The 13,221-nt window shown below is 72.0% G+C and carries 9 protein-coding genes and 1 pseudogene; 1 reads left to right on the top strand and 9 read right to left on the bottom strand.

Annotated elements, in window-relative coordinates:
- The 8 genes and pseudogenes from V6U90_RS27485 to V6U90_RS27450 form a co-directional block, all read right to left on the bottom strand.
- A pseudogene (locus tag V6U90_RS27485) lies at window positions 1-1,692 on the bottom strand (hypothetical protein); the annotation flags it as partial.
- A gap of 221 nt (window positions 1,693-1,913) precedes the next feature.
- Window positions 1,914-2,948, bottom strand: coding sequence for a glycoside hydrolase family 26 protein (locus tag V6U90_RS27480; protein ID WP_334442649.1), 1,035 nt, complete (start codon window positions 2,946-2,948; stop codon window positions 1,914-1,916).
- A gap of 66 nt (window positions 2,949-3,014) precedes the next feature.
- Complete coding sequence (locus V6U90_RS27475; RefSeq protein WP_334442647.1) at window positions 3,015-4,598, bottom strand: lipopolysaccharide biosynthesis protein; 1,584 nt, start codon at window positions 4,596-4,598, stop codon at window positions 3,015-3,017.
- Complete coding sequence (locus V6U90_RS27470) at window positions 4,586-5,446, bottom strand: sulfotransferase (protein ID WP_334442645.1); 861 nt, start codon at window positions 5,444-5,446, stop codon at window positions 4,586-4,588. The genes V6U90_RS27475 and V6U90_RS27470 overlap by 13 nt, the downstream gene beginning before the upstream one ends.
- Window positions 5,443-6,672, bottom strand: coding sequence for a hypothetical protein (locus V6U90_RS27465; RefSeq protein ID WP_334442643.1), 1,230 nt, complete (start codon window positions 6,670-6,672; stop codon window positions 5,443-5,445). Before V6U90_RS27465 ends, V6U90_RS27470 begins: the two co-directional genes overlap by 4 nt.
- On the bottom strand, window positions 6,672-8,162 hold the full coding sequence (locus V6U90_RS27460) for an O-antigen ligase family protein (protein WP_334442641.1): 1,491 nt from the start codon (window positions 8,160-8,162) through the stop codon (window positions 6,672-6,674). The genes V6U90_RS27465 and V6U90_RS27460 overlap by 1 nt, the downstream gene beginning before the upstream one ends.
- Window positions 8,159-9,151: a DUF3048 domain-containing protein gene (locus V6U90_RS27455; protein ID WP_334442639.1), complete on the bottom strand. Its 993-nt coding sequence runs from the start codon at window positions 9,149-9,151 to the stop codon at window positions 8,159-8,161. Before V6U90_RS27455 ends, V6U90_RS27460 begins: the two co-directional genes overlap by 4 nt.
- Window positions 9,148-10,932, bottom strand: coding sequence for a Wzz/FepE/Etk N-terminal domain-containing protein (locus V6U90_RS27450; RefSeq protein WP_334442656.1), 1,785 nt, complete (start codon window positions 10,930-10,932; stop codon window positions 9,148-9,150). Before V6U90_RS27450 ends, V6U90_RS27455 begins: the two co-directional genes overlap by 4 nt.
- 325 nt (window positions 10,933-11,257) lie before the next feature.
- Here V6U90_RS27450 and V6U90_RS27445 point away from each other — a divergent pair, with 325 nt between their 5' ends.
- Window positions 11,258-12,094, top strand: coding sequence for a hypothetical protein (locus V6U90_RS27445; RefSeq protein WP_334442636.1), 837 nt, complete (start codon window positions 11,258-11,260; stop codon window positions 12,092-12,094).
- A gap of 4 nt (window positions 12,095-12,098) precedes the next feature.
- On the opposite strand, the gene V6U90_RS27440 is transcribed toward V6U90_RS27445, so the two are convergent.
- A complete protein-coding gene (locus tag V6U90_RS27440; RefSeq protein ID WP_334442633.1) occupies window positions 12,099-13,091 on the bottom strand; it encodes a sulfotransferase in 993 nt (330 codons plus the stop codon).
- Between the last annotated feature and the right edge of the window lie 130 nt (window positions 13,092-13,221).

Genomic DNA, 13,221 nt, shown 5'->3' with positions numbered 1-13,221 from the left:
GTTGAAGCTGCGGCGGTGGAGCGTGCTGCCCATGCCGTAGAAGAGCGTGCCACCGACCCAGAACGCGCCCTTGGTGTTCGCCCACAGGGTGGCGTCCGAGTTGACCAGGGCGGTCTGCGCGCCGACCGTGGTCGCCCCGTCGTAGGAGCGGACCAGCACCCGGTGCGGCTCGGGCACCGGGCCCGGCCGGGTCGCGCCCTCGATCGGCGGACGGCTGCCGTCAGCCGGCTTGATGTGCACCCGGCCCATCTTCACCGGGTACTTCGACGACTGGAGGCCACCGACCTGGTAGACCTTGCCGGGCAGGCCGGCGCTGGTGGTGGCGTGCGGCGCCCGACCGCCGGCCAGCGGGAAGAACGCGATGCGCTCCCGCCGGTACTGGAAGTTGCCGATCCACGACTGGTCGCTGCCGATCCAGATGCCCTGCGGGGTGACCAGCATCTCGGCGACGCCGTAGCCGCGCGGGTGCCGGCCCGGGTTCCAGGCCAGCGGCAGCCCGTTGACCGGGTCGAGCGCGGCGAGGCTGGCCCGGCCGACCGCACCCGGCTGGGCCTTGTCCTTGCCGAGGCTGTTGTTGACCCAGCGGAGGTGCCCACCGACGTAGACGGCCTGCTCGCTGATGCCCACCGAGAGGAACGTGTCCCCGCCGGAGTACGCGACCCAGGTCGGCTGGAGGTCGCTGCCGGTCGCGTTGGCCTCGAACCGGGCCGCGGCGTCGCAGAGCGTGTCCACGAAACCGGCGCCGGTGGTGACCACCACGAAGTAGCTGCTGTCCGGGGCGAAGGTCACGTCCCGCACGTACGAGTCGAACGCCTTGTACGCGCAGCGCGGCGTGTAGCGGCTGGTGTTCCAGTCGGCGATGGTGGCCGACGTCTCGCCCAGGTCGAGCTTGACGATCTGGTCGTGCAGCACCCCGTCGGCCTTCTTGAAGTTGCCGATCACCACCAGACTGCTGCCGTCCGGGGCCAGCGCCAGCTTCTCCGCGCCCACCCCGGCCTTGGCCCCGCTGACCCCGTCCCAGTTGTGGTTCTCGGTCAGCGTGGTGGTCAGGTAGCTGTCCAGGGCGCCGGTGGCGGCGTTGAGCGAGGCGAGACCGCCGCGCGGGTTGGCGTTGCCGGCGGTGGTGAAGATGCCGCCCACCAGCAGCCGGTTGCCGAAGAGCACGACGTCCATCACCAGGCCGTTGAAGGCCGGCCCGGCGAAGCCGGCGGTCAGGCTGCCGTCGGCGAGGTTGAGCAGGGCCAGCTTGCGCCGGGTGACCCCGTTGACGGTGTTGAAGTTCCCCGCGATGTAGACGGTCCCGGCGGTCGGGCCGGCGATGACCGCCCGGACCTCGCCGTCGACCGTGGGGGCGAACGCCTCGTCGACCGTGCCGGTGGCCTTGTCGAAGGCGAGTACGTAGGTGCGCGGGATGCTGACGTCGGAGTTCCGGTTCTCCACCTTGCTGAACGAACCGGCGGCGATCACCTTCGTCCCGGCGTCGTGGATGGCGAAGACCGTACCGTCGGTGATGTCTGGGGTGTTGTTGGCGGGCACGCCGGCGACCAGCGTGCTGTGCGCTGGCGCGGTGGCCACCCAGGCGGCGGGCGGCAGGGCGGCCGGCGCGGGGGCGGCGCTGGTCAGGCCGGCCACGGTGACGGCGGCGACCAGGGCCGCGAGGGATCGGCGGGTTACTGCCGGGAGATGGGCCACGGGCAACTCCGGGTGAACGTCTGGGGGTCGCGAACGCTTCCCCTGCGGATCGGGCGACGCGCAGGCGGTGGGGCTGATCGGGAGGGGCACGCGCGGACAGAAGCGTCAGCACACATTGACGCACTAGGCGCGCCGCGTCTACCCCGGGGTCATCGTAATGCCCGAGGACCCGACGGGCGGAACACCGGGCGGCGGTCGTCCCACCACGAACGGTTGACCCGTCACCGGTTGGGCAGCACCGCGTCGGGCGGTGGCACCGCGAAGTACGGGTCGGTGGCGAACTCGCGGTAGGCGGCGAGTCCTTCCGGGTCGTTGTCGAAGGTGCTGTCGTACTTCGGCTTCTCGTTCTTCTGCGCGAAGTAGACCACCGCCTTGATCTGCGGGTGCCGCTTGACGTAGTCGTGGGCCTCGCGGAGCCAGCCGCCCCGTTGCCCCGGCTTGCCGGCGGTGGTCACGCCGAACTCGCCGATGAGCACCGGCCGGGGGTGCTTGCTGGCGAAGGCCATGAACGTGTCCATCTGCGGGGCGAAACCGTCGAAGTCCGGGCCCGGGTAGACGTCCGTGCAGAGCCAGTCGACCTGGTCGTCGCCCGGGTAGTACGCGGCGGCGTTCCGGCCGGGCTCGACGAACCCGAGCACGTGCGGGCACCAGACGAAACCGGCGTTGGTGGTGCCGACCTCGGTGAAGATGGCCCGGATGTGCTTCCAGGCCGCGACGTAGTCCTCCGGCGAGCGGACGCTGGCGGCGAGGTTCGGCCGGTCCATCTCCCAGCGCCAGCGCAGCAGGATCGGTACGCCCAACTTCTTGATCTCCTCGGCCCGGCGCCGGATGAGCTGGTCGTAGACGCCGCTGGTGATGGACCGGGTGTCGGTGCCGGACCAGGAGACCAGCGGCAGCATCCCGGCTTCGAGGTAGGCCCGCTCGGTCGGGCTCGGGAACTTCTTGGCCCAGTCGTGGAACATGTGGCCCACCGCGACCTTCCCGCCGGTCTGCTCACCGAACGCGGTCAGCGCCGCGACCCGGCTGGCTGGGTTCTCCGGCCCGTCGGGGCGGACCCATGCGCCGAGCCAGGCACCCTGGGCCGGGATCTCCGGCCCCCAACCGGTGGTGGCGAGACCATCGGCTGGCCGGGGGGTGACCACCGGGGGTGCGCTGGTCGGCGGGGTGAACGACGGTGGCGCCGGGTCACCCTGGCAGGCCGTCAAGACGAGGGCCGATCCCAGCAGGACCGCCAGCACGCCGCGGACTCGGTTCACTCTTCCCGCACCTCCCCGTACCGATACCGCCGGTGGCCGGCGATGAACGTCAAGTGTGGAATAACGTCAACGCCGCCGGCCACGCCGTAGCGTGCGCAGAGCGTCGAGTTGCAGGGCCCGGCGGGCCCGCCAGACCAGTGCGGCGTACCCGAGGGTGCCGACCACGGCGGCCGCCACCAGCACCGGCAGCCCGTCCCCGAACACCGGGCGGGCCAGCAGCGGGGGCAGCCCGTAGCAGGCCACGGCCAACCCGGCCGCGGTCAGCGTGCCCCGGCCGAACGGGTGCAGCCGGTACGCCCAGTAGAGCTGGGCCAGCGGCACCAGATTGCTGATCAGGATCGACGCCGACCAGGCGAACGCCGCGCCCATGATCCCGTACCGCGGGATGAGCAGCAGATTCAGCACCAGGTTGACGAGGGTGCCGGCCAGCGCGTTGTAGAAGGTCCAAGCGGTCCGGCCGGCCATGTTCAGCACCGTGTCGACCATGCCGCAGCCGGTGGCTACCAGCATGGTCAGGGCCAGATAGACGGTGACCGACCGGCCGGCGAGGTACTCGGCGCCGAAGATGGCCAGCACCGGCTCGGCGAAGGTGGCGAAGAGCAGGTAGGTCGGCCAGGCCAGCAGGACCAGCCAACCGGTCGCGGCCTGGTACAGCCGGCCCGCCCCGTCCCGGTCGTCCCGGACCAGGTGTTCGGCCAGGCGGTGCTGCACGGCCGTGGAGAGGGCCTGGCCGGAGAGCTGGCCGAGGGCCAGGAACCGGGTGGCGGCGGTGTAGGTCGCCGCATCCGCCAGGCCGCGCAGCGCACCGAGCAGGACGATGTCCATCCGCTGCACGGCCATCTGCCCGAGGCTGGTCAGGGCCCGGGGCCCGGTGTACCGCCAGTAGATGCCGAACTCCTCCCGGAGCCCGACCGGCCGGTCGGCCACTTGTGCCCCGGCGCCACCGTCGGACGTGGTGGCCGGCCCGGCGGCGGCGGCGCGTTCCGCGCGCCGGACCAGCCGGGCCAGCCAGACCAGGGCGATCACTCCGGCCGGCAGGTACGGCACCGCCCAGGCCAGCGGCAGCGCCGTGGCTGCGGAGAGCCCGAGCAGTGCGGCCAGGCTGACCCCGAGCAGTTGCAGCCCGGTCCGCCCCACCCGCTCGATCAGCAGCAACGGTCGCATCCGGCCGAAGCCCCGGCACGCGGCCAGCGCGAAGTCACAGACGGCGGCGACCGGTACGAAGAGCAGCACGGCACGCAGCGCCGGCACCGCCCCGTCGACCGGCTCGGCGGAGGTCAACGCGACCAGTTCCGGGGCGGCCCACCAGCCGACCGCCGCGAGGACCGTCCCCACCAGCAGCACCGGGACCAGCGCCACCAGCACCGAAGCGCGGATCCGGTGCGGCTGGCCCAGGGTGCGGTACCGGCTGATGAAGTAGACCGAGCCGACGCCGGTACCGAGCCGGGCCGCCGCGTACAGGATCATGAACGCGCTGGTGGTGGTGAAGAAGAGACCGGCGTCGACCTTCGACCAGTTCCGGGTGACCACCACGTTCAGCCCGAACCCGGCGATCGCCGCGACCGCCACCCCGAGCAGGTTGGTCACCCCGTGCCGGGCGGCGCCGCCCAGCCCGGCGTCCGCCGGCCGGGGCGGTGCTATCGACGCCACGACGGTACGCGTCCCCACCAGGCAGCCAGCCGATCGTCGTACGGGACGAAGTGCTCCTCCAGCCGGGCCCGCAACGCCGGATCCATCGGCGACCGGGACCGTGCGTTGTGCTTGCCGAACGAGATGTCCGCCCAGTGCGGCAGCCCGAGGAAGTCGCAGACCGCGTCGAAGGCCGGCCTCGGCTCGGCGAAGAAGTCGTCGGCGTCGATGACGTGCAGCCGGTCCCGGCCGAAGATCCCCTCCAGCCGTTCCAGCTGCTCGATGTACTGGCCCCGGCTCAGGTAGGCGTTGTGCTGGTAGTGGTGCGAGTGGTACGTCGGATCGGCGACCAGCTTCTCCCGCTCACCGGCGATCCGGGACTGCTCCAGCTCCAGGGCCCGCTCGAACGGCTCCGACTCGAAGCCGCGCGCCGACTCGTGGGTGTGCGCGGAGTAGGCCCGCTCCACCGGGTCGCGCAGCAGCACCAGCAGCCGTACCTCCGGCAGGTCCCGGGCGATCCGCTCCCCGGCCAGCGGGTGGAACATGTAGTACGGACTCGACTCACCGGTCACCGCCCGTACCCCGAGCCGCTCCCGGACCGCCTCCGCCCGCTTCACCGTCGGGAAGTGCCCGAGGTACCAGTTCATTCCCTGGTCGTAACCGGTGTCGAAGTAGTGCACACCCTTGTGGTACGTCGCCGGCAGCACCCCCGGATGCTGGGCGAGCGTCTTGAACAGGGAGGTCGTGCCGCACCGCTGGGCGCCCACGATGAGGAAGTCGGGGGCCAGGCGCGAACCGGCCGTCCACCGGCCCACCGTGCGGCTCACCGAGCGGACCGCCCGCCGGGCCTGCGCCTTCACCAGGGTCACTTCGCCACTCCTCCCTCACCGGCCCGGTTGGCCAGGTGATCTTCCACCGCCGGCAGCAGCCAGGCGGCCACGTGCCCCAGCCGGGCACCCGCCTCGGCCTGCCGGTCGTGCAGGTACCGGGCGGCCAGCTCGACCAGGTAGAGCACCGCCACCAGGTCGGCCGCACCGGCCGGCTGGCCGAACGGGGCCAGCGTGCCGGCCGCCCCGGCCAGCAGGTCCCGGGCCGCCGCCACCGGTTCCGTACCGGCCCGGGTCACCGCCGTCTGCAACCGCCGGTGCAGGGCGTCGTACCCGGCCGGAACCCCGGTGTCGAACCGTTCCCAGTCCCACACCAGCACCCGCCCGTCGGCCAGAACCGCGCTGTTGCCGCCGTTCCAGTCACCGTGCCAGGCCCCGAAGGTCAGCACCGGGTCGACCCGGGTCACCCCGGCCAGGATCGCCTGCAACCGCCCGGTCTCCGGCCGGTCGCCCAGCTCCGCCACCGTACCGGCCAGCCGGTTGGCGTAACCGCTGGCAGCGTACGGCTCCCGGGTGGTGCCCAGACAGCCGCTCACCGCGACCATCGCGGCCCGCTCGCCCTCGGCGGCGGCGGTCGGGGCCGCCCGGGGCAGACCGACCGGCAGGGCACTCTGCACCAGCAGCGCGTGCCCACCCCACGGACCGTGGTGCAGCACCTCGGCGACGGTGACCCCGGGAATCCTGACCGAGCCGAGCCGGCGCAGCGCGGACGCCTCCGCGTCGACCAGCTTCCGGGTGAGCGGGTCCACGCCGAGTTTGGCGTAGCCGAGCGGCTCGCCACGCTGGCCGAGTAGCTGCACCACCGGCTTGCGGTTGGCCCGTGCCGGGCTGACGTGGATGCTCAGCAGGGCCGGCCGGCCCAGCACGTCGGCCATCCGTTCAGCGAACGATTCGGGACCCGCGTCGATCACCAGCCGGTCCCGGAAGGCGAGCGGACCCAGGCCGGTGCGGAACGCGGTAGCCAGGACCTGCCGCTTGAGCCGGGCCTTCAGCCCGACCGCCTCGGTGGAGTGCCGGATCGCGCTGGCCGCAGCCCGGCGGGACCCCGCCGGCACCAGCAGCCGGGGGCGGGCTGCCGAGGGGACCACGGTGTAGCCGGCGCCGCCGCGTCGCAGGGTCGCGTCGGCCGGTGGCGGCCAGACCTGCGTGGCCAGCTCGGGCAGGTACGCCGAGCGCGCGTCACCGCCGACCGGCGGCCGGACAACCATCAGTGGTTCCCCCGTTCGAGGCGGGCCCGCAGTTCGGCACCTTCGGTCCGGGCCGCCCGGGCGGCGAGTGCCTCCCGGCGGGCTGCCCGGACGTGGACGTCGTTGCGGGTGAGGAGGGCCACACTGATCAGCCCGTACGCCAGGGTGGTGTTCAGCGAGCCGTAGAGGAACTGGAAGAAGAGCATCAGGATGAGCACGAGGCTACCGGCGATGCCGATCGGGGTGTGGTCGTGCCGGAACCGCCACAGGCACCAGAGGAAGAACGCGCTGTAGCAGAAGGCACCCACGTAGCCCTGCCCGGTGAGCAGGTTCCACAGCTGGCCGTTGCTGCCGAGTTCCCGGTTGCCGCACTGTTTGCAGTCGGCCGACTTGCCCACCGCGATGGACCGGTTGCTGCCGATCAGGGCCCGGTTGGCGCCGTACCCCAGCACCGGGGAGTGGTTCGCCGCGTTGACCGCGCCGTTGGACAGGGTCGCCCGGATGTCGTCGCTGTGCCCGTTGGCCATTCGCTCGTTGAGCAGGTTGCCGAGCGGGGAGGCGAGGATGAGCACCCCGCCGAGCGCGGTGGCCAGGGCCAGGCCGGCCAGCACCGCTATCCGGCCGCGCAGCGCGAGCCGGATCGCCACGTACACCGCCGCGATCACCAGGCCGATCCAGAGACCCCGGTTGAGCGAGTACACGATCGGGAAGATCGCCGCGACCACCAGCGCGTACCCGGTGAACCGGCGGAATCCACCGCCCAGCACCACCCAGCCCACGATGAACCAGATGAGCAGGATGGCCATGTTTTCGCCCCAGGTGTTCGTGTACTCGAACGGGGCGGCGGGTCGGGGTGAACTCGCCTCCCCCGCCAGCACCTCCTGGACCTGGGCGACCTCGACGTGCATCAGCCGGTTGACGAAGGGTTCCTTCGCGATGGCGGCCGGCAGGACGTAGTTCAGTGGTGCGATGAACTTGAGCTGGGGGAAGAGCGCGCCGACGTACCCGCCGACGATGGTGACCACGGCCATGAACCCGAAGAGCCGGACCAGCCGGTGCCGGGGCAGTTCCCGCTCGCTCAGGTTGATGACGTAGAGCATCGTCACGGTCAGCGCGGTGTAGTTCATCACCCGGATGGCCCAGCCGATGTACCGGCCGGACCCGGACGGCGGCAGGGTGTCCGGGGCGGTCAGGTCCAGCATCAGCCCGGAGAGCACCACCCAGACCAGCAGGATCAGCCAGATGCCGAAGCCGGGCGGGACGCGTACCGTGCCCTTGCGGTAGAGCTGGAAGGCCATCGGCACGGCCAGGATGGCGAAGATGAACGAGGGCAGCCCCAGCGCCCACCACGCCGGGTAGAGCACGAAGAGCGCGGTGACCGGCCAGGCCGGTGGTAGCCGCAGCGACCAGCGGCCGAGCCCGGCCCGCGTGCCGTGGGCCGGTCCGCCGCTGGTCGGGATGCCGGCCGGCCCCGGCTCCTCGTGGGACCGGATCGGGGCGAGGGTCCTCATGTCACGGTGACCTTGGCCGTGGTCGGTGCGTAGACCACCCAGGCGGTGCCGGGTTGGGGACGGATCGGGACACCGGAGAGGTCGGTGACGTGGCAGACGGCGTTTTGCCCTGGCTTGCGCCACTTCGCCTTGGCGGTGGCCGGCCCGGATACCACCAGCGCGGCCCCGTCGCCGAAGACCTGCGCGCCGGGCAGCGAGCGGGGGTTGGGCTTGCGCACGGTCAGCGTGCGGTACGGCATGGTCAGTACGACCACCGAGGCGGCCGAGACGGTGGCCCGGCCCACCCGGCCCTGCCACATCCCGCTGGCCGGGTCGTACCGCCAGGTCTGGGCCGGGTGCCCGGGGGCGGTGATGGTCAGCGTGGCGGCGGTGGTGACGTCCTGGGCGGCCAGCGGGGTGCCGGTCTCGGCGTGCTGGAACAGGGCGGTGGGGGCGGTGCCACCGGCCGGGGCGGCGGCGAGCAGTGCCGCCGTGGAGGTGTAGCCGGCCGAGAAGGCCGCCTTCCGGCTGGTCGGGGTCACCCCGGTCAGGCCGGAGTCCTTGAACTGGCTGAGGAAACCGGTCGGCCCGCCGGTGTAGGCGACGACCGGACGCAGCACCCCGACGCTCCGGATGTCGACCGGTCGGATCTCGGTCACCGGGCCGATCCGGGTGGCGTCCCGGGACTGGAAGACCGCGGTCAGGTGCAGGCTGCCCGACTCGGCGAACTCCTGGTAGACCAGGTCGGCCGCGTCGAGACCGGCCGGCGTGGTGGTCGCGGTGACCCAGACCGGTGCGGCGACCGCCGGTCGGGCGGCCACCTCCGCCCGGGTGACCGGCAGGCCGGAGAGGGGTGCGAGCGGCAGCGGGGTGGGGCTGGGCTTCGGTGCGGGCGTACCCGGGTCGACCACGTCGGTGGCAGGCGGGGGTGCCGGCTCCGCGCATCCGGCGGTGACCCCGGCGACCAGGGCCGCTGCCACGGCCGCGCCGAGTATCTCCCGGCGCTTCACTCCCGGTCCTCCACCGCGTCGAGCGCCAGCGGGTTCCGGTTCGGCCCGGTCGGTCGGTTCACGTCCTGCGAGGAGCGGTAGACGGTGGCACCCGGGTTCCGGCCCTGCGGAGGAGCGGGCGGGGCCGGCTTCGGGGCCGGGCGGGGTACCGGGGCGGCGGCCTTGGTGGCCGGTGGCACGGGTTTGCCGCCCTGGTCCTTCATCCGGGGCAGGATCATGGTGGATTCCACGTTGGGCTGCGGACCGGCCGGAGGCTGCCGGTTATTGAAGACCGGGTTTGGTCGGGGCCGGAGCGTCGCCGGACGGGACTCCGCCGTTACGTCCGGGCCGCTGCCTTCGGAGAGCCGGGGGGCCAGCACCGCGCCCAGGACCGGGGCGTCCACCTGCTCGAACTGACGGAGCGCGGCGGTGATCTCGCTGCTGCGGGTCCGGCCGCGCTCGACCACCAGGATCACCGCGTCCACGTGCGGGGCCAGGGCCTGGGCCTCCACCGCGACGGTCGGCGGTGCGGTCTCGATCAGCACATGGTCGAAGCGTCCGGCCAGCTCGGCGAGGACCTCCAGCAGCCCGGCGACCGGCAGTTCCGCCTCGGCGTCCAGGTCACCGGGGAGCAGGACCCGCAACTGCCCGAGGCCGGGTGCCGGGGTGAGCGCCGCGAGGGCGCTGACGTCCCGGCGGAGTACGTCGGCCAGGGTGTGCCGGGCCTTGACGCCGCCCAGCATCGCGGCGAGCGGGGAGTTGGCCTTGGTGGTCACCACGGCCACCTGCTGACCCGTCCGGGCGAACGCGGCGGCCAGGTTGCCGGCGACGAACCCGGCCGCCGGGCCGGCGGAGGCGCCGGTGAGCAGCAGTTGCCGGCCGCGCCCGGGCTGTGGCTCGGGCAGGGTGGAGAGCAGCACGTTACGCAGCCGCCCCAGCTCTCGCGCCAAATGGTGGCCCGGGGGCAGCACGGTCATCGACGGGGCCCGCGCCGGCAGCTCCAGCAGGACGGGCAGGCCCAGCCGGCCGGCGATGTCGCGGCCTCGGCGGACCCGGGTGTCGAGCCGGTCGATGACCAGGGCCAGCACGATCCCGAAGAGCAGGCCGGCGCCCATGCCGCTGGCCAGGTTGAGGGTCTGGTTGGGGGAGCTGGGCTTCTTGGGCAGCGGCGCGTCGGAGATGATCTCGCCGGGGTTGAGCGACGAGGTGACCAGCGGGCTGAGCCGGCTGTTGAGTGTGGCGAGCTGGTTGGTCAGGACGCTGCGGTCCGCCTCGGCCCGGGCCCGGTCCGCCGAGTTGGCCGGCGCCGCAGCGATCCGGCCGGCAACCGTGGCGAGCTGCTTCTGGACGTCGGCGATCTGCTGCTCGATCGCGCTGGTCTCGCCTTCCATAGCCTTGGTCGCGGTCGCCAGCCGTAGGTCGAGGTACGCCTGCGCGAAGGAGTGCGAACCTGCCTGGGCGGCCTCGGGGGTGCCGGCCGAGTAGGTCACCTGGAGGACCTGGCTGTTCGGCGGGACGCTGACGGTCAGCGTCCGGACCAGTTCCTCGGCGGGGATGTCGGTCTTGATCAGGGCGCGGGCCCGCTCGGCGACCACCAGGGAGCGGACCACCTGGGCCTCGGTGTCGAGGTTGACCTTGGCGGTCGGGTTGGCGTCCGGGCCGAGCTGGCGGACCAGCAGTGAGGTGGTCGAGGTGTAGGTGCGGGTCTGGAGCTGCGTCACCAGCAGGCCGGCGCCCGCGCCGAGAAGGGCAGCCAACACCAGGATCCACCACCGGCGACGAAGCCAATCGAGGTAGGTCATCAGGGTGGGGCCGTCTGAGTCGTTCAGATCGGCGAGGCGAGGCGAGGGCATGAGGGTGTGTCGCTCCCTTTCGACCGAACCGACCAGCCGGTGGCACACACGTCCCCGACCGAACCCTCAGTCTCCCTGATCGCGGCGGAGAGCGGAAGCCGCCTCACGTCCGTCGGCCCGCTGCTCCGTGATCGCCGATTCTCCGCAGGTGGCGGCCGGGGAGATAATGCGGGACGTGCGCTTCTGCTACCACATCCAGAGTCACCGTTCGCCGGAGCAACTGAACCGGCTCATTCACGCCGTCAAAAGGTACAGCCCGGACAGCCTGGTGCACGTGAGTCACGACGTGAACGGCGCGGCTCTGGATCTGACCGAACTGCGCTCGCTACCGAACGTGGTGGTGCAGTTGCATGAAGGCGGATATGGCGATTTCAGTCACGTGGATCGCTACATGGCCGCTGTTGATTGGCTGAACGGGGAAGGAATTCAGGTCGACTGGTTGGTCAATATCACCGGTCAGGACTATCCGCTCCGGCCGTTGGATCAGTCCGAAGCCGAATTGGTCAACTCCGGTGCGGACGGATTCATGGAGTACTGGGACGCGCTCGGCCCGGACAGCCACTGGCCACGCAGCCGGGTCCGGTCGCGCTACTACTTCCAGCACCGTCGCCTGGTCGGGCTCAGCCCCCGGGCCAAGCGGATGCTCCGGCCGATCCAGGCGGTGAACCGGGTGCAGCCGCTCGTCCGGCTGCACGTCTCCTACGGTCTGGCGGTCGGCCGTCGGGCCCGTACGCCGTTCGGGCCGGACCTGCGCCTGCACGGCGGCTCGGCCTTCGCCTCACTGAGCTGGCCGGTGGTCGCCTACCTGCGTGAGTACTTCGACCGGCGGCCCGACGTGGTGGCCTACTTCCGGCGCTGCCTCTCCCCGGTCGAGGCGGTCTTCCAGACCATCGTGTGCAGCAGCGACCGGTTCAACCTGGTACCCGACTGCAAGCGCTACTTCGACTTCCGGGGCAGCCAGTTCAACCACCCGAAGTCGCTCACCGCCGAGGACCTGCCGAGGGCGCTGGCCAGCGGGGCGCACTTCGCCCGCAAGTTCGACTACGAGCGTCACCCGGAACTGCTGGACATGCTCGACGCGCACCTGGCGGCGGTGGCGCGTCCGGAGTGACGGGTCAGCGGTAGTCGTACCGCCTGCGCAGCGGCCAGGTCATCGCGGCGACCAGCCGCTGCCGGGCCGGTGCGTACTCCCGCCGCCACTTCTCGTCCAGCGACAGGGTGATCGGGCCACTCCGCATCCGGATCCGGCCACCGGCCACCGCGTGCGACCCGACCTGCTCGAACTCGTTGCCGTGCAGAAAGTCCAGCGGGTCGACGGTGCCGGTGACATCGGCGGTCAGGGCCGCGATCCGGCCCAGCTCACCGCGCGGGTCGCGGACCAGATCCTCGTACCGGACCACCACCCGGGGCACCCCACGCCGGGCGAGCGCCGAGATCATCGTGTTCACGGTGACCCAGCGGCGGGCGGTCAACCGGGCCGACCGCTGGTTCATCCGGCCCTTCGTGGAGGTCCCCTCGGGCAGCTCCACCACCTGGCTCCAGGAGTACGCCACCCCGCGCGGGTCCCGCAGCACGTGCACCATCCGCAGGTCGATCTCCGGTGCCTGGGCCAGGATGTAGGCGAGCGAGGGACGCTTGGTGGAGTCGACCACCACCTGCGCCCCGGACCCGTCGGCGATCGCCCGGTACAGCCGGGTCAGCAGGTCGGTGTAGGTGGCCAGGTCACGCCGGAACCCGGCGGACATCGACGGGTTCAGGATCAACGGGAGTCGGGCGGTCGCGTCCACCCGGCGCTGGAGGGCCCGGATGCCGGCGACGTCGAGGGTGGACCATCCGCCGTACGCCCGCTGGCCGACCTCCGCCCAGAACGGGCACTGGTCGAAGTGCGCACCGCAGGCGCACCGGAAGTTCCGTTCGACCCCCGACTGCCACAGGTAGAAGAGTTCACCCACGTCGCAGTGACCGACGAACTGGCCGAGCATCAGGTCGAGCAACGTCGAACCGCTGCGTGGCATCCCACACACGTAGAGCACGGTCACCGGTTCCCGCGTCGCGTGCTGCCCGGCCGTCGGGGAATCGTTCCCGGCTAGGGGATGCTGACCGGCCATACGGCATTCTCCTCGTGCTGCGTGATGTCAGCGGCAGTCTAGGCACCCGGTACCAGCGGCGGCGATCGGCGGAATGCTCGGAAAGGTCCGACCGGTGGGCGGGGGTCCGATTGTGAGAGCCACTTCTGTT

It is taken from the genome of Micromonospora sp. CPCC 206060, from assembly GCF_036906895.1.
In the GTDB taxonomy this organism is placed as follows: Bacteria; Actinomycetota; Actinomycetes; order Mycobacteriales; family Micromonosporaceae; genus Micromonospora.
Note: the sequence above shows the minus strand (reverse complement) of the source record. Positions and strands in the feature narration are given on the sequence as shown.